The following is a 17,632-nucleotide window of genomic DNA, read 5'->3' on the forward strand; positions in this document are numbered from 1 at the left end:
CGCGATGGAAGCCCAGTCCCTGCCCGATGCGATCGCTCGTGACCGGACGCTCTCCCGCTCCCAGGTGCAGGGCGAGCCCCGCCGACCTCGGCTCTCGAACCGCACCGCCTCGATCCTGCTGCTCGCCGCGCTCCTCCTGTTGTGGGAGTACGGCACGAAGTTCTTCGAGGTGCCGAGCTTCCTGATTCCGCCGCTCAGCGACGTTCTGCGGGCCTTGTGGCGCGGCTTCTATGCCGGCCCGCTGGCCAAGGACGGCTATTGGTACCATTCGTTCATCACCCTCTCGGAGGTGCTGCTCGGCTTCTTCATCGGCAGCACCATCGGGTTGGTGCTGGGGGTCGCCATCTCGCAAAGCGACCGGCTCAATGCCCTGATCCAACCCTACATCACAGCCTTCCAGAGCATCCCGAAGGTGGCGATCGCGCCGATCATCATCATGTGGCTCGGCTTCGGGCTGGGTTCCAAGGTGGCGATCGTCTGCCTGCTCACCTTCTTTCCCGTGCTGGTGACCAGCCTTGCCGGGCTGCGGGCGGTCGATCAGGACCGCATCGACCTGCTGCGCTCGCTGTCGGCCACCCGGTGGCAGATCTTCCAGAAGGCCCGGTTCCCGAGCGCGCTGCCCTACATCTTCGCCGGCCTCGACATGGCGGCCGCCTTCTCCGTCGTCGGTGCGATTGTCGGCGAGTTCGTCGGCGCGGATGCGGGGCTGGGCGTGCTCATCCTGCAGCTCGACGCGCAGATGGATACTGGCGGCAGCTTCTCGGTGCTGGTCGTGCTCTCGGTGATGGGCATCCTGATCACCACGCTGTTGCGCCGCGTGCAGCGCCGGGTCCTGCATTGGATGCCGGCGGAGGCCGACGCGAAGACCCTGAGCACCTGAACGGAGGTTCCGATGAAAAGACGTAGCTTTGTCGGCGCAGGATCCGCCTTCGGCATTATCGCGGTCGTGGCCCCCTCGGGTCACGGCCAGGGCCTCAAGGTCCTGAAGATAGGCAATGCCGCTGGCCTGAACGACGCGCAGCAATGCTTCATCACCTGCGGCCGCCATCCGAGGCTCGGCTACTACGCGGCCGAGGGGGTCGACGTCGAGTTCGTGAACATGAGCAACCCCTCGCAGACGATGCAGGCGATCGCCACCGGCCAAGTCACGTTCGGGACAGTGACGCCGGCGCTTTTCCTGCCGACTCTTGCCAAGAACCCCGGCCTCGATGTCGTGGCCGTTTACAAATGGCTGCCACGGCCGGCGTCGGCCATCATCGTGAAGAAGAACAGCCCCGTCCAGACGATGGCCGACCTCAAGGGCAAGCGGATCGGCGTGCGCAATCTCGGCGATCCCGGGATGCCGACCGCCCGCATGGCCCTGCTCGACAGCGGGGTCGACGATTCGGGCGTGGAGTACATCGCGATCGGCGACGCCGGCACCGCCGGCAGCGCGCTCGAGAAGGGGCGGGTCGACGCCATGGCGACGTTCGACACGGCAGCCGCCCGCGTCGAGCTCGCGGGCTTCCAGGTACGCTATATCCCGCTGACGAAATCCTTCACCGATATCGGCTGGTCATGGTTCGGCGTGACCCGCAAGAACCTGCGCGAGGACCGCCAGCACCTGGTGGGGCTGTTCCGCGGCCTCGCAAAGTCGACGATCTTCGCCCGCACCAATCTCGCCGAAGCGATCCGGATCCACTGGGACCTCTATCCGGAGAGCAAGCCCAAATCGAAATCGGACGAGGAGGGGCGCAAGGAGGTCGAGTTTATCCTGCGCGATCGCAAGGACGCGTGGATGCCCTATGCAGACGATCCCGACCAGCGGATGGGGCCGTCGACGGCGAGGGACTGGCAGACGCAGGTGCAAATTGCCTCGGACATCACCAAGAATCCCAATCTCGCCAAGGAACTCGGCGACCCGGCAAGGATCTACAGCAACGACCTGATCGACGATGTCAACAAGTTCGACCGGAAGGCGATTGTCGAGCAGGCGCGCGCCTTCAAGCTTTGAGGCCGGGAACGCGCACGTCCCCTCACCCCGCCAGCGCCAGCGGCGCCACGAACCGCGCGATCTCGCCCAGCACCCAGGCCGGCTGCTGCAGGTGGGGGCTGTGGCCGCAGTCGGGGATCAGGCGCGTCTCGCAATAGCCGCCGACCTTGCCGGCGATGAGGCCGAGCTGCAGCTCGCTGCCATAGTCGTCGTCCTCGCCCTGGATCGCCTGCACCGGTACCTCGATTCGGGGCAGGCGGCCGTTGGCGTCCATCGGCTCGAAGCCCGGCGCCACCCAGGCGTCGGACCACAGGCGGAAGGCGCGGTCGACGTTGTCGCCGTGGTACTTGGCGAGCCGCGCGCGCAGGTCGCCGGTGGCGTATTGCTCGCGCGCGCGATGGATGGCGGCGATGCAGACCGGCTCGTTGATCGCGTGCGCGGCCAGGGTCACCACGGCGCGCAGTGGCTCAGGATCGGCCGCGGCGTAGTTGAGCGCGATCGTGCCGCCGTCGCTGTGGCCGACCAGCACGCAGTCGTCGATCGCGAGCGCGGCGAGGAGCCTGGGGAGCACCACGTCGGCCTCGATCTCCATATAGGCGAGGCCGGGATCGGCTGGCCACGGACTCGACTGGCCGTAAGCGGTGCGGTCGTAGACCACGCCGTTGCATTGCAGGACGTCACAAAGCTTCTGCGGGAAGTCGCGCCACATCTCGATGCAGCCCAGCCCCTCGTGCAGGAAGACGAGCGTCGTGCGCTCCAACCCGTCGGTGCGCTGCGGGACGAGGCGCCGGACCCGCAGGGTGCGGTCGCCGAGGTCGATGAATTCGTCGTTCACGCCTCTGATGTAACCGGGACGCGGCGGCGGGAGAAGAAGCCGATTGCGGCCGGCAGCACGGTGAGGAACAGGATAGGCGCCAGCAGCATGCCGCCGACCACCACGATGGCCAGCGGGCGCTGCACCTGGCTGCCGATCGCGGTCGAGAAGGCAGCCGGCAGCAGGCCGACGCAGGCGGCCACGCAGGTCATCAGGACGGGCCGCATCTGCTGGCGGCAGGTCTCGCGCAGCGCGGACTCGCGGTCCAGCCCGGAATCGACCAGGCGGTTGAAGCATCCTACGACCATGATGCCGTTCATCGCCGCGATGCCGAATAGCGCCACGAAGCCGATGGCGGCTGAGATGCTGAACGACATGTCGGCCAGCTTGAGGCCCAGGATGCCACCGATCAGCGCCATCGGGATCGCGCTGCCCGCCAGCAAGGTATCACGCAGCGTACCGAAGCTGACGTAGAGCAGGAGCAGGATCAGGGCGATGGCGATCGGCACGGCGATCGACAACCGGTCGATCGCATTCTGGAAATTGGCGAAATCGCCTGCCCAGTCGAGCCGGTAGCCGCCGGGAAGCTGGACCTCTGCCGCGACCTTCTCCTGCGCCTCGAGCACCGCGCTGCCAAGGTCGCGCCCGCGAACCGAGAACTTGACCGGGATGAAGCGCTCCTGCTGCTCGCGATAGATATAGAACGCACCGCTCGACAAGCCGATCGAGGCGACCTCGGCCAGCGGCACCTGGACCACGCCGCCGGCGGGACCGGGCACCCCGATGGCGATCCGGCGCAGCGCTTCCATGTCGTGGCGGTATTGCGCGGCGAACCGCACCTTCAGCGGGAAGTGGCGGTCGCTGCCGCTCTCGTAAAGGTCGCCCGCCGCCTGGCCGCCGACCGCCGCCTGGATCGTGGCATTGATGTCACCCGGCGACAGTCCGTAGCGCGCCGCGCGCTGGCGGTCGATATCGATGCGGATCGTCGGCTGGCCGAGCAGCGGCGGCACCTGGATGTCGGTGATGCCGCGCACCTTCTCGAGCGTGCGGCGGACGTCGGCCGCAACCTTGCTGAGCTGCTGCAGGTCGCCGCCGCTGATCTTGATGGCGTTCTCGGCATCGATGCCGGAGGCGGCCTCCTGGACGTTGTCCTGAATGTACTGGGAGAAGGCGAAGTTGACGCCGGGGAAGCCGCGGCGCAGCGCGCCTGCCATCTCGCCGACGAGGCCCTCCTTGTCGAGGCCGGCCCGCCACTGCTGCATCGGCTTCAGCGCCACGAAGAACTCGCCGTTGGAGAAGCCGTCGGGATCGGTGCCGTCGTCCGGCCGGCCGTGCTGGGAGACGACGGTTTCGACCTCCGGGAAGCCCTTGATGAGGCCGCGCATGCGGTTGACGTAGCCGTTGCCCTCGTCGAGCGACACCGAGGGCGGCAGCGCCGCGCGCATCCAGATGTTGCCTTCCTCGAGCTTGGGCAGGAACTCGAGCCCGACCGAGCTTGCGGCCAGGGCGGCGATGCCGACCAGCACGCCGCCGCCCGCGAGGGTGAGCCCCCGATGGGCCAGCACGACCTCGATTACCGCGCCGTACACCCGCCGCAGCGCGCGCACGACGATCGTCTCGGTCTCCGACACCTTCTCCGGCAGCAGCAGCGCCGACAGAGCGGGCGTGACGGTGAAGGTGGCGATCAGGCCCCCCATCAGGGCGTAGGCGTAGGTCTTGGCCATCGGGCCGAAGATGTGGCCCTCGACGCCGGACAGGGTGAACAGCGGCAGGAAGCCCGCGATGATGATGGTGGCGGAGAAGAAGATCGCCTGGGTCACCTCGCTCGAGGCAAAATAGATGGTGGCGAGCTTGCCGGTCATGCCTTGGGGCGCACGCTGGGCGCTGACGGCGGCCACGCCGTGGCTCGCGTGCGCGAGATGGCGGAAGATGTTCTCGACCATGATCACGGTCGCGTCGACGATGATGCCGAAGTCGATGGCGCCCATCGACAGCAGGTTCGCCGACTCACCCGACAGCACCAGGATCACCACGGCGAACAGTAGGGCGAAGGGGATGGTGGCCGAGACGATCAGCGCGCTGCGCAGGTCGCCGAGGAACAGCCACTGGATGATGAAGATGAGCGACACGCCCATCACCATGTTGTGCAGCACGGTCTTGGTCGTGATGTCGACCAGCACGCTGCGGTCATAGATGCGCTCGACGTGCACACCGGGCGGCAGCAGGTCGGATCGGTTGATCCTCTCGACCGCGGCCTTGACGGCGCCGAGCGTGGGCAGTGTCTCGGCGCCGCGGCGCATCAGAACGATGCCTTCGACGACATCGTCGTCGCCGTCATGGCCGGCGATTCCGAGCCGGGGCTCGAAGCCGACCGTGACGTTGGCCACGTCGCTCACCAGCACCGGCGCGCCGTCGCGCACCAGCAGCATGGTGTTGCGGATGTCCTCCATCGAGCGGATCTGGCCGACCGACCGGATCACCGCCGACTGCGGTCCGATGTTCACCGTGTTGGCGCCGACGTTGACGTTGGCGCCGTTCAGCGCGTCGAGCACCTGCTTCAGCGTGAGGCCGTAGGCGAGCAGCCGGTCGAGGTCGACGGTAATGTCGTAGGCCTTGCTCTTGCCGCCCCAGGTCGTGACGTCGATCACGCCGGGGATGGCCTTGAAGCGGCGCTCGAGGATCCAGTCCTGGATGGTCTTGAGGTCGGTCACCGTGTAGCCGGGCGGCCCGCTCACGCGGTAGCGGAAGATCTCGCCGATCGGGCTCGTGGGTGACAGGAACGGCTGCGCACCGTTGGGAAGGGGGGCGAGCTGGTTGAGCCGGTTGGTCACCAGCTGCGAGGCTTCGCGGTAGGTGATGTCGTAGTTGAACTGCACCTTCACGTCCGAGAGTCCGGTGAGCGAGATCGAGCGCACCGATGTGACGTAGGGCAGGCCCGACATCTGCACTTCGATAGGGATCGAGATGTAGCGCTCGATCTCCTCCGATGACTGGCCGAAATTCTGGGTCACGATGTCGACCAGCGGCGGCACCGGATCGGGATAGGCCTCGATGTTCAGCTTTTTGTAGGCGAACAATCCGCCAGCGATCAGCGCGATGCTGAGGATGAGCACCAGAACGCGCTGGCGTAGCGCTGCGCCGACGACACCTTGCATCCTTTACCTCGGAGCAGCCGGTTGCGGCGCGGGTGGACGGCAACGTGGCGCGCCGCCCTTGGGATCTGGTTCAGGTTGGTCGCGGTTCCACCAGCCGCCGCCCAGGGCCTGAAACAGCGCCGCCGTATCCGTGTAGCGCGCCGCCTGCGCCTGCACGCGCAGCAGCGACGCCTGTTGGTAGGCGAGCTCGGCGGTGAGCACGAAGATGTAGGTCGTGTCGCCGAGCTCGAGCCGGCGCCGGGCGATGGTGAGGCTGGTCAACGTCGCCTGCTCGGCGGCGACCGCGGCGCGCAACGTGAGTGCGTCGTACTCCAGCGCGCGCAACGTATCGGCGACATTGCGGAACGCACCGATGACGGTCGAGCGATACTGCGCATCGGCCTGCTCCAGTCCCGCCTGCGCCGCGCGCTTCTTTGCCGCCAGCGCGCCGCCGTCGATGATCGTCTGCAGGGCGTTGGCGCCGACCACGGAGCCCGCGAGGCCCGGCCCGAAAAGCGTGGCGGTGCTGAGCGACTGCGTGTTGATGCCGGCATTGATCACGATGTTGGGGAACTGGTTGGCGACCGCAACGCCGACCAGCGCCGAGGCCGAATGGAGATTGGACTCGGCCGCGCGTACGTCGGGCCGTTGCTCGACCATCTTCGATGGCAGGCTGAGCGGCAGCTCCTGGGGCAGGCGCAGGTCGGTCAGCTTGAAGCGCTCGAGCATGGCCTGATCCGTCAGCCGGCCGGTCAGGGCGGCCAGCAGATTGCGCTGTTGCGCCAGTGCCTTCTGCAATGGCGGCAGGGTCGCCTCGACCTGGGCAAGAGAGGCCTGCTGGGTCGCGACGTCGGCGCCAGTCACCGCGCCCAGGCCCGACTGGCGGTTCAGGATATCGAGCGTGCCGCGTTGGGCGGCGATGATGCGCTCGGTCGCCTCGATCTGGGCGCGTAGCGAGGCTTCGAGGATCGCCGCCGCCACGACGTTGGAGGCGAGCGAGAGATAGGCGCCCTCGAGCTGGAAGCACTGCGCCTCGGCCAGCGCGTCGAGCGATTCGATCTGCCGGCGGTTGGCGCCCCACAGATCGAGATTGTAGGTGAGCGTCAGCCCGATCGTGAACAGTCCGTAGATGTAGCTGTTGTCGGCCGTCGCCGAGGACAGGCTCTGCGGCGTCTGGTTCTGCGACGCGCCGAGGCCGCCCTGGATGGTCGGAAAGAGCGTGGCGCGTTGTGCGCGGGCATTCTCGCGCGCGATCTTCAATCCTGCCGCGGCGGCCTGGATGTCGGGATTGGCTTGCAGCGCCGTCTCGATCAGGCGGTTGAGCTCGGCCGATTGAAACACGCTCCACCACTGGCCCGGGATATCGAGGCCCTGCACGATGCGTTGCGCTTCGCCGCCATCGATGCCGCCGGCGACGAGGTTGGTCGCAGTGTCGGGCAGGTAGGCTTCGGGCTTGGGCGCATCGGGGCGCGCGAAGCCCGGTCCGAGCGTGCAGCCGGCCAACGCCACGCTGGCGAGGATCACACCGATGAGCTCTGCTGGGAGCGCGGCTCTCCAGGGCCGCTCTTCCTTCGGCTTGTTACGTCCCATGAGCGGCTCTGGAGAGCCGCGCTCCCAGCGGTTCAGGAGCTTGACGAGGCGACGCATCATGACGGCTCCGTGACGGCCGCCGGCGCAGGCGCTTCCTGTGGCCGTCGGCGCGAGAACAGGCCGATCGCAGCCGGCAACACGGTGAGGAACAGCAGCGGCGCGATCAGCGTGCCGCCGACCACGACGATCGCCAGCGGCCGTTGCACCTGGCTGCCGATCGCGGTCGAGAAGGCGGCGGGCAGGAGGCCGACGCAGGCCGCAACACAGGTCATCAGCACGGGCCGCATTTGCAGCGCGCAGGTCGCGCGAAGCGCCTCTTCGCGCTCGATGCCCGATTCGATCAGGCGGTTGTAGCAGCTGACCACCATGATGCCGTTCATGGCGGCGATACCGAACAGGGCCACGAAGCCGATGGCGGCCGAGATGCTGAAGGGCATGCCCGCCGCGAAGAGCGCCAGCACCCCGCCCGTCAACGCCATCGGTATCGCGCTGCCGGCGAGCAAAGTGTCGCGCAGGCTGCCGAAGCTGACGTAGAGCAGCAGCAGGATCAGCGCGATGGCGATCGGCACGGCGATGGCGAGCCGCTGCAATGCGCTCTTGAGGTTGCCGAACTCGCCGACCCATTCGACTCGGTAGCCGCCCGGGATCCTGACCTTCTCGGCGACCTGTTGCTGCGCCTCCAGCACGGCGCTGCCGAGATCGCGGCCGCGGACCGAGAACTTGACCGGCACGTAGCGCGCCTGCTGCTCGCGATAGATGTAGAAGGCACCCGACACCAGGGCGACATTCGCCACTTCGGACAACGGTACCTGGGTCACGCCCTTGTCGGTTTGTGCGCCGATCGGGATGCGCTTGATGGCTTCGAGGTTCTCGCGATAGCGCGGGGCGAGGCGCACGACCATCGGGAAATGGCGGTCGCTGCCGTTCTCGTAGACGTCGCCGGCCGCCTGGCCGCCGATCGCGGCCTGCATGGTGGCGTTGATGTCGCCCGGCGCGAGGCCGTAGCGCGCCGCCTTGGCGCGATCGATGTCGATGCGGATGGTCGGCTGGCCGAGCGAGGCGGAGACCGCGAGATCCGTGACCCCCGGCACAGCGGCGATAGCGTTCTTGATGTCGTCGGCGACCTTGGAAAGCGTTTCGAGCTCGTTGCCGAACACCTTCACCGAATTCTCGCCTTTCACTCCCGAGGCCGCTTCCTGGACGTTGTCCTGGATGTATTGCGAGAAGGTGAACTCGACGCCGGGGAAGGCCTTCTCCAGCGCCTCGCTGATCTCGGCGATCAGCGCTTCCTTGTCGACGCCCTTGCGCCACTGGTTGAAAGGCTTCAACGGCACGAAGAACTCGGCGTTGAAGAAGCCTGTCGAATCGGTGCCGTCGTCCGGCCTGCCGTGCTGCGAGATCACGGTCTCGGCTTCTGGGAAGCCCTTGATCAGCCGGCGCATGCGGTTGGCGTAGTCGTTGCCGGCCTCGAGCGAGATCGACGCGGGCATCACGGCGCGGATCCACATGTTGCCTTCCTCGAGCTTGGGCAGGAATTCGAGCCCGATCGAGCTGCCTGCCAGGATGCCGACCAGGCCGGTCGCAACGCCCAGAGAGAGCGTCGTGCGGCGGCGGGCGAGCACCCAGTCGCGCACATGGCCGTAGAATCGGCTGAGGCCGCGCACGACCCGCGTCTCGGCATGGGCCACGGTAGCGGGCAGGATCAGCGCGGAGAGCGCGGGCGTGACGGTGAAGGTCGCGAGCAAGCCGCCGGCCAGCGCGTAGGCATAAGTCCGGGCCATCGGCCCGAAGATATGGCCTTCGACGCCCGACAGGGTGAACAGCGGCAGGAAGCCCGCGATGATGATGGTGGCGGAAAAGAAGATCGCCTGAGTGACCTCGGTCGAGGCCTGGAAGATCATCCGGTTCTTGTCGAAGGCGCGGCCGCGATGGCTCGCCTCGGCGAGATGCCGGAAGATGTTTTCGACCATGATCACGGTCGCGTCGACGATGATGCCGAAGTCGATCGCGCCCATCGACAGCAGGTTTGCCGATTCGCCGTTCAGCACCAGGATGACGACGGCGAACAGGAGCGCGAAGGGAATCGTCGCGGCCACGATCAGGGCGCTGCGCAGGTCGCCGAGGAACAACCACTGGATCAGGAAGATCAGCGTCACGCCCATCAGCATGTTGTGCAGCACGGTGTGGGTGGTGACGTCGACCAGCGCGCTGCGGTCGTAGATCCGTTCGACGCGGACGCCGGGCGGCAGCACGTCGGTGCCGTTGATCCGGTCGACCTCGGCCAGCACCGCGGTCAGGGTCGGCAGCGTTTCCGCGCCGCGGCGCATCAGCACGATGCCCTGCACGATGTCGTCGTCGTCGTTCTGGCCGGCGATGCCGAGTCGCGGCTCATTGCCCACGGTCACGGTGGCGACATCGGAGACCAGCACCGGCGCACCGTCGCGCGCCGACAGCATGGTGGTGCGGATCTCGTCCATCGAGCGGATCTGGCCGACCGAGCGCACGATCGCCGACTGCGATCCGATGTTCACCGTGTTGGCGCCGACGTTGATGTTGGCGCTGTTCAGCCCGTCGAGCACCTGCTTCAGGGTGAGGCCGTAGGCGAGCAGGCGGTCGAGGTCGATGGTGATGTCGTAGGTCTTGGTCTTGCCGCCCCAGCCGGTGACGTCGATCACCCCGGGAAGCGCCTTGAAGCGGCGCTGGAGCACCCAATCCTGGATGGTCTTGAGATCGGTCACGCTGTAGCCGGGCGGACCGACGACGCGATAGCGGAAGATCTCGCCGATAGGGCTGGTCGGCGAGAGCACGGGTTGCACGCCGTTGGGCAGGGGCGGCAGCTGGGCCAGGCGGTTGAGGACGAGCTGTGCGGCGCGTTCATAGCCGACGTCGTAGGTGAACTGCACCTTGACGTCCGAGAGGCCGAACAGCGAGATGGTGCGCACCGCCCTGACGTAGGGCAGGCCGGCCATCTGGATTTCGATCGGCACCGTGATGTAGCGCTCGATCTCCTCCGACGACTGGCCGGGATTCTGGGTGATGATGTCGACCAGCGGCGGCACCGGGTCGGGATAGGCCTCGATATTCAGCGTCCCGTACGCGAATAGCCCGCCCACCATCATGACCGCCGCCAGGATAATCACCAGGATACGCTGCTTGAGGGCGGCGGCGACGATGGCATGCATGAGGGAAAGGTCCGGCCCGGGCCGCGTCAGGGGCCGGTCAGTCGCGGGTGGCGGCGCGGTCGATGAAAAGGGTACCGCTCGCGACAACGGTTTCACCGACGCTGAGACCCTTGCGCACTTCGACGAGGCCGTTGGTGGTGGCGCCGACCTCGATCGGGCGGGTGACGACGGCTTTCTGTTCGGGCCGCGCGACCCAGACGCGCGCCTGAGCGCCCTCGTAGACCACGGCTTCCTGCGGCACAGACGGCATCAGGCGGCTCTCGCCCGAGACGATGCGGAAGGACGCGAACATCTCCGGCAGCAGCTCATGATCCGGATTGCGGATCTCGGCGCGCACCGGCAGGCGGCGCGTGTTGGGGTCGAGCGCCGGCGCCACGTAGGCGAGGCGGGCATTGAAGACGCGGCCGGGGTAGGCGAGCACCGCGACCTCGACGGCGGCCCCGACCTTCATCTTCGGTGCGTCCGATTCGCGCACGTTGGCGATAAGCCACACGGTGGAGAGGTCACCGACCGTGAAGATCGGGTCGGTCGCTCCGACGGTGATGTACTGGCCGACGCCGATCCTGCGCTGGATCACCGTGCCGTTGATCGGCGCAGCGACGATCGTCTCGGCGCCGATGCGGTCGACCGTCTCGAGCTTGCCGATTTCCTCGTCGGAGCGGCCGAGGATGCGCAGGCGGTTGCGCGAGGCGGCGAGGGCGATCTCGGCCGAGCGCAGGTCGCCCTGCGCGCCGATCAGGTCGGACTGAGCCTGTTCGAGGTCCTTGAGCGCGCCGCCGCGGATCGCCAGGAGCTCGCGCTGGCGCTTTTCGCTGGTCTGTGCGAGCGCCAGCCTGGACTTCGCCTTGTCGACGCTCGCGACGGCGGTCACCAGGTCGTTCTGGCCCTGCACGTACTCGCTGGCGTCGATCGCGAACAGCGGGGCCCCGCGCTCGACGACGTCGCCGGGTTTGGCGATCAGGCGCGTGACCCGGCCGGAGTAGGGCGAGAACACGGGCGTGGTGGTGTCCTCGTTGATCGCGATCTTGCCGTCGGTCGCGCGCTCGTCGCGGAACGAAACCTGGCTTACCGACGCGAGCTTGAGGCTCGCCCATTGCGTCTCGCTCGGGCGGAAGGCGCCGTCGGCATCGCGCGTCACCTTCTCTGGCCGCGCCACGGCATTGCCCGGTCCACTGTTCATGACCCAGAAACCGGCGACGATGGCGGCGGCAACGGCAACTCCTCCCGCGAGCCACAGGCGATTGCGCCTGAGGCGGGTGGATGAAGTCGATGGGGCCTCGGTCATCATGAGAACGCGGTTCCGTTCGCCGTGAGCATCGGAATGAATGTCGGGCAAACTAGCGTGTTCCTATTACGTCAACCTGACGCGCCGGCCTCGGCTTCGGCGTGCTATGATCGCACTGCGGTCAATGACCAGGGAAGCCGCACCTCAGACCAACAAAGACGTGCAGAATGTTGCCCACGCTCATCCTCGTCATCCTGAGAGCTTGTGAAAAATTCGACGTCGCGACTCAATGACGATCTCGCCACCCACTTACCTCACCCTGAGGAGCGCAGCGCAGCGGAGCGTCTCGAAGGGTGGCAACGCGCATGACCTTGCTGAACTCCCGTGTTTCCAGCACCGTTGCCACGTCCTTCGAGTGGCCATCCTTCGAGACGCTCCGCTGCGCTACGCTCCTCAGGATGAGGCGGGAGGGTTGCCAGACCGGTCATTTCACCGCTGGCCAATAAATTCACAAACTCTGAGCGCAGCGAAGGATCTCACCGAACGATCGGAGACGGGCCGCGTGCCTAGCGTGACGTCCCCGCTGCGCTCAGGACGACCGCGAGGAAGCCCCGAGCCTGCAGGTCCCTGCAGTATGATGACTTGAGCGAAGTCAGGGAGGGTCGATACCAATGAGGGTGCTTCTTGTCGAAGATAACCCAGAGCTTGTGTCCCTCCTGATCAAGGGTTTGGGCCAAAGCGGCTTTTCGGCCGATTCGGTCGGAACGGTGGGCGACGCCCTTCACGTTCTCGCGACGATGAAATACGCCGCAGTTGTTCTCGATCTCGGCCTGCCGGACGAGGACGGCCTCATCTTGCTGCGCGACATGAGGCGCAAGCACGACACCACGCCGGTGCTGGTGCTGACGGCGCGCGACGGCGTCAGCGACAGGGTCATCGGCCTGCGCGAAGGCGCCGACGATTATCTCGCCAAGCCTTTCGCGATGGAGGAACTGGTCGCGCGCCTGCAGGCGCTGCTGCGCCGTCCTGGCAACCTGCTCGGCCGGCTGCTCACCTTCGGCAATGTCTCGCTCGACACCGAAGGCCGCCAGGTCTTCGTCGGCGGCGCCGCCCGCGCCTTCCCGGCGCGCGAGACGGCGGTGCTGGAGATCCTGTTGCGGCGCTGCGGCAATGTGGCGCCCAAGCGCCTGTTCGAGGACCAGCTGTTCGGCCTGTCGGGCGATGTCGGATCGAACGCGGTCGAGGTCTACGTCCACCGGCTGCGCAAGATGCTCGGCGATGCCGGTGCCAGTGTGAAGATACATACCGTGCGCGGCGTCGGCTATCTGATGGCGGAGGAAAAGCCCGGGTGATGCGCTTCCGGTCGATCATCAGCCGAATCGTGGCATTCCACGTCGTGGCGATCGGCGTAACCTCGGTGCTGATGCCGCTCGCGCTCTACTATCTCCTGAACGAAGCGGCCAATAGTCTGCACCGCGATGCCTTGCGCAGCCAGGCCTTCACTATCGGCAGCTTTATCCGGCCGCAGCCCGACGGGGGCGTCTCACTCGACATTCCGCCCGAAGTGCGGCCGCTCTATTCCGGCGGCTACGGCCTCTATGCCTATGCCGTGCTGGATCCGGAGGGACGGGTGCTGTTCTCCTCGCGCCCCGACGGCGCGGCGCTGTTCGCGCACGACGAGCAGGCGGTACGCGACTGGTACGTCCGGCGGCGCAGCACAGGGGCGGTGCTGTTTGGCGTCAGTGTCGCGCGGCCGATTGGCGATCGCATGTATTTCGTCCAGGTCGCCCAGGACCTCGCGCATCGCGACGTGATCATCGACGATGTCGTGTCGTCGTTCTTCCCGCGGGTCGCGTGGATCACCTTTCCGATCCTCCTCGTGTTGCTCCTGATCGACATCGTGATCTTCCGCCGCGCCCTCGAGTCGGTGCGCGAGGCCTCGATGACCGCCGCCTCGATCGGCCCGCAGCGCACCGAGGTGCGTCTTCCCGAGCAGGCGGTGCCGACGGAAATCGCGCCGCTGGTCCATGCCGTCAACCAGGCGCTCGATCGCCTCGAGGCGGGCTTCCGCGCCCAGCGGGACTTCACCGCCGACATGGCGCACGAGCTGCGCACGCCGCTCGCCATCACCCGCGCGCGCGTCGATTCGCTGGCGGCCGGACCATTGCGCGACCAGCTCCGCACCGACCTCGTCAATATGGCGCGCACGGTCAACCAGGTGCTCGACATCGCCGACCTGGAGAGCTTTCTGGTCGCGACCGATGAACGGGCCGACCTGCATGAGGTCTGTGTCGAAGCCGTCACCTTCATGGCGCCGCTCGCAGTCGACCGCGGCCAGACGATCGCGCTCACCGGCGCGCCGGGCCCGGTCTGGGTGCGCGGCCATACCGAGGCGCTGTTCCGCGCCGTGCGCAATCTGGTGGAGAATGCAATCCGTCATACCCCTGCCGGCGTTTCGATCGAGGTCGAGGTGACGGAAGACGGCATGGTACGTGTGCTCGACGACGGGCCGGGTGTGCCTGAAGCCGACCGCGAATTGATCTTCCGCCGCTTCTGGCGCCGCGACCGCACCAAAGGCGAGAGCCGCGGCCTGGGACTCGCCATCGTGTCGCGCGTGGCAGAAGCGCACGACGGCAGCGTTGCGGTCGAGGATCGGCCCGGAGGCGGCTCCATCTTCACACTCAAGCTGCGACCAGCAGCCAGTTGACCGCTTCGACCGGGGTGTGGCTAGGTGTTCGATAATCAGAACTTTCCTCGCCATAGGAATGGGGAGGAAAGCCTAACGAGTCGGGTACAACCGGCCGGGGCAGGGGAGCAATGCAGGGATGACGAGGGCACCCTCAGATCCGAGGTCTGATACCTTTCCCAAGCTGTTGGCAGGGCTTGCGAAAACGCGTGCCCATGCGCCGGCCTATCGGGAAAAGGAATACGGTATCTGGCAGACCTATGACTGGGCGCACGTCTCGGATCAGGTGAACCGGTTGGCGGCCGGCCTGGCCGACCTCGGCTTCGGCCGCGGCGACCGGCTGATCGTGATCGGCGATAACCGGCCCCGGCTCTACTGGGCAATGGCGGCGGCACAGTCGCTGGGTGGTGTGCCGGTGCCGGTCTACCAGGATTCAGTCACCGAGGAGCTGGCCTACGTCGTCGACCATGCCGGCGCGCGCTATGCGGTCGCCGAAAACCAGGAGCAGATCGACAAGCTGCTCGAGATCCAGAAGAGCGTGCCGTCGCTTGGCGTCCTGATCTACGAGGACCCGCGCGGCCTGCGGCACTACGAGGGGTTGCTGTCGTACGACGAGGTGCAGGCGCGCGGCTCGACGGCCGCAGTGGCCGCCGAGGTCGCCAAGGGGCATGGCGGCGACGACGCCATCATGCTCTACACCTCGGGCACAACCGGCCGGCCCAAGGGCGCTGTGCTGAGCTACGACAATCTCGTCTGGGCGGCGCGTGCGGGCGCGGCGTTCGACGGGCTGAAGGCGGGGGACGAGCTGCTGTCCTATCTGCCGATGGCCTGGGTCGGCGACCATCTGTTCTCCTACGCCCAGGGTTACGTGCTGGGCCTCGTCGTGAACTGCCCCGAATCGGCGGCGACGGTGATGACTGACCTGCGCGAGATCGGGCCGACCTACTACTTCGCACCGCCGCGTGTGCTGGAGAACCTGATCACCCAGGTGATGATCCGCATGGAGGATGCGGGGCTGATCAAGCGCAAGCTCTTCCACAATTTCATGGCGCTGGCGCGCCGGGTGGGCCCGGCGCTGGTCGACGGCCGGCCGGTCGGCGTCCTCGACAACCTGCTCTACCGATTGGGCAGCCTGCTGGTCTACGGCCCGCTCAAGAACACGCTGGGCATGAGCCGCGTGCGGGTCGCCTACACGGCGGGCGAGGCTGTCGGGCCGGAGATCTTCAACTTCTTCCGCGCGCTCGGCGTCAACATGAAGCAGCTCTATGGCCAGACCGAAGCCAGCGTGTTCGTCACCATCCATCCCAACGGCGAGGTCTACTCCGACACGGTCGGCAAACCCGTCTCCGAGGTCGAGCTGCGCATCGCCGACACCGGAGAGGTGCTCTATCGCAGCCCCGGCGTGTTCAAGGAGTATTTCAAGAATCCGCAGGCGACCAACGACACCAAGACGGCTGACGGCTGGGTCCACACCGGCGACGCGGGCTATCTCGACGACCGCGGCCACCTACGCATCATCGACCGCGCCAAGGATGTCGGGAAGCTGAACGACGGCACGCTGTTCGCGCCCAAGTTCATCGAGAACAAGCTGAAGTTCTTCCCGCACATCAACGAGGCGGTCGCTTTCGGGCATGGCCGCGATTTCGTCGCCGTGTTCGTCAACATCGACATGACCGCGGTTGGCGACTGGGCGGAGCGGCGCAATATCGCCTACGCGAGCTACCAGGAGCTGGCGGCGCATCCCGAGGTCTACCACCTGATCCAGATCGAGATCGAGACGGTCAATCTCGACCTCGCCGCCGACCCGCGCATGGCCGGCGCGCAGATCCGCCGCTTCCTGATCCTGCACAAGGCGCTCGAGGCCGACGACGGCGAGCTCACCCGCACCAACAAGGTACGGCGTGGCTTCATCGGCGAGCGCTACCAGGCGCTGGTCGATGCGCTCTACAGCGGCGTGATGGACGTGCACATCAAGGTCGACATGACCTTCGAAGACGGCCGCAAGGGCACGATCGAGGGCGACATCGCGATCCGCGACCTCGCCCCACGGCACGCCATGCCGCTCAGGAAGGCGAGCTGATGGCTGTCGGCGTCGCCCACTTTGGATCGCTGGGAGCGCGGCTCTCCAGAGCCGCTCTTCTTCGGATTGCTAAGCCCCATGAGCGGCTCTGGAGAGCCGCGCTCCCGGCATGACTCGCGCGCGTCTTTTCAACGAGGTCCTGCTTTCGGTCGAGAGCATCAGCCTGTCGTTCGGCGGCGTTAAGGCGCTGACAGACATCAGCTTCGACATCATGAAGGGCGAGATTCGCGCCATCATCGGCCCCAACGGCGCGGGCAAGTCCTCCATGCTGAACTGCATCAACGGCTTCTACCACCCGCAACAGGGCGCGATCACCTACAAGGGCGTCAAGCGCCCGCGCATGCGGCCTCACGAGGCGGCCGAGCAGGGCATCGCGCGCACCTTCCAGAACATCGCGCTTTTTCGCGGCATGTCGACGCTCGACAACATCATGACCGGCCGCAACCTGCGCATGAAGAGCGGCCTGTTCTGGCAGGCGCTGCGCATCGGCCCCGCCGCGCGCGAGGAGATCGAGCATCGCAAGGTGGTCGAGCGGATCATCGACTTCCTCGAGATCCAGCACGTCCGCAAGGTGCCGGTCGGCCAGTTGCCCTACGGCCTGCAGAAGCGGGTCGAGCTCGGCCGCGCGCTGGCCGCCCAGCCCGACCTGCTGCTGCTCGACGAGCCGATGGCCGGCATGAACCTCGAGGAGAAGCAGGACATGTGCCGCTTCGTGCTCGACGTGAACGACGAGTTCGGCACGACGATCTGCCTGATCGAGCACGACATGGGCGTGGTGATGGACATCTCCGACCGGGTCGTGGTGCTCGACTACGGCAAGAAGATCGGCGACGGCGTGCCGGACGTGGTGAAGAACGACCGCGCCGTCATCGCGGCGTATCTCGGGGTGGGGCATTGATGGGCACGCGGAGTCTGCGGCACCTCTCTTTTTCCTCCCCCGCTCGCGGGG

11 protein-coding genes are annotated in these 17,632 nt (G+C 66.8%); 6 read left to right on the forward strand and 5 right to left on the reverse strand.

Annotated features, from left to right (window positions below):
- Positions 1 to 4: 4 nt before the first annotated feature.
- Together ACQY8M_RS06795 and ACQY8M_RS06800 are read left to right on the forward strand one after the other, a co-directional pair.
- On the forward strand, positions 5 to 880 hold the full coding sequence (locus ACQY8M_RS06795; RefSeq protein WP_428670167.1) for an ABC transporter permease: 876 nt from the start codon (positions 5 to 7) through the stop codon (positions 878 to 880).
- Between the two features lie 12 nt (positions 881 to 892).
- Positions 893 to 1,993: an ABC transporter substrate-binding protein gene (locus tag ACQY8M_RS06800; protein WP_428670169.1), complete on the forward strand. Its 1,101-nt coding sequence runs from the start codon at positions 893 to 895 to the stop codon at positions 1,991 to 1,993.
- A 22-nt stretch (positions 1,994 to 2,015) separates the two neighbouring features.
- On the opposite strand, the gene ACQY8M_RS06805 is transcribed toward ACQY8M_RS06800, so the two are convergent.
- The 5 genes from ACQY8M_RS06805 to ACQY8M_RS06825 are packed head-to-tail and all read right to left on the reverse strand — an operon-like array spanning position 2,016 to position 11,980.
- Positions 2,016 to 2,807 (reverse strand): alpha/beta fold hydrolase, encoded by a 792-nt coding sequence (locus tag ACQY8M_RS06805; RefSeq protein ID WP_428670171.1) that lies wholly within the window; start codon positions 2,805 to 2,807, stop codon positions 2,016 to 2,018.
- On the reverse strand, positions 2,804 to 5,941 hold the full coding sequence (locus ACQY8M_RS06810; protein ID WP_428670173.1) for an efflux RND transporter permease subunit: 3,138 nt from the start codon (positions 5,939 to 5,941) through the stop codon (positions 2,804 to 2,806). The genes ACQY8M_RS06805 and ACQY8M_RS06810 overlap by 4 nt, the downstream gene beginning before the upstream one ends.
- A 3-nt stretch (positions 5,942 to 5,944) precedes the next feature.
- Positions 5,945 to 7,570, reverse strand: a complete 1,626-nt coding sequence (locus ACQY8M_RS06815) for an efflux transporter outer membrane subunit (RefSeq protein WP_428670175.1) — start codon at positions 7,568 to 7,570, stop codon at positions 5,945 to 5,947.
- On the reverse strand, positions 7,567 to 10,692 hold the full coding sequence (locus ACQY8M_RS06820) for an efflux RND transporter permease subunit (RefSeq protein ID WP_428670177.1): 3,126 nt from the start codon (positions 10,690 to 10,692) through the stop codon (positions 7,567 to 7,569). Before ACQY8M_RS06820 ends, ACQY8M_RS06815 begins: the two co-directional genes overlap by 4 nt.
- A gap of 37 nt (positions 10,693 to 10,729) precedes the next feature.
- A complete protein-coding gene (locus ACQY8M_RS06825) occupies positions 10,730 to 11,980 on the reverse strand; it encodes an efflux RND transporter periplasmic adaptor subunit (protein WP_428670179.1) in 1,251 nt (416 codons plus the stop codon).
- A gap of 608 nt (positions 11,981 to 12,588) precedes the next feature.
- On the opposite strand from ACQY8M_RS06825, the gene ACQY8M_RS06830 reads away from it, so the two are divergent.
- From ACQY8M_RS06830 to ACQY8M_RS06845, 4 genes are all read left to right on the forward strand, one after another.
- Positions 12,589 to 13,269 (forward strand): response regulator, encoded by a 681-nt coding sequence (locus ACQY8M_RS06830; protein WP_428670181.1) that lies wholly within the window; start codon positions 12,589 to 12,591, stop codon positions 13,267 to 13,269.
- Entirely contained in the window at positions 13,269 to 14,624 is a 1,356-nt protein-coding gene (locus ACQY8M_RS06835) for an ATP-binding protein (RefSeq protein WP_428675323.1), read from the forward strand. The genes ACQY8M_RS06830 and ACQY8M_RS06835 overlap by 1 nt, the downstream gene beginning before the upstream one ends.
- 118 nt (positions 14,625 to 14,742) lie before the next feature.
- Complete coding sequence (locus ACQY8M_RS06840; RefSeq protein WP_428670183.1) at positions 14,743 to 16,683, forward strand: AMP-binding protein; 1,941 nt, start codon at positions 14,743 to 14,745, stop codon at positions 16,681 to 16,683.
- Positions 16,684 to 16,792: 109 nt separating this feature from the next.
- Entirely contained in the window at positions 16,793 to 17,581 is a 789-nt protein-coding gene (locus ACQY8M_RS06845; protein ID WP_428670185.1) for an ABC transporter ATP-binding protein, read from the forward strand.
- Positions 17,582 to 17,632: the final 51 nt, after the last annotated feature.

Origin of the sequence: Reyranella sp., assembly GCF_965279465.1 — a bacterium.
Lineage (GTDB): Bacteria > Pseudomonadota > Alphaproteobacteria > Reyranellales > Reyranellaceae > Reyranella.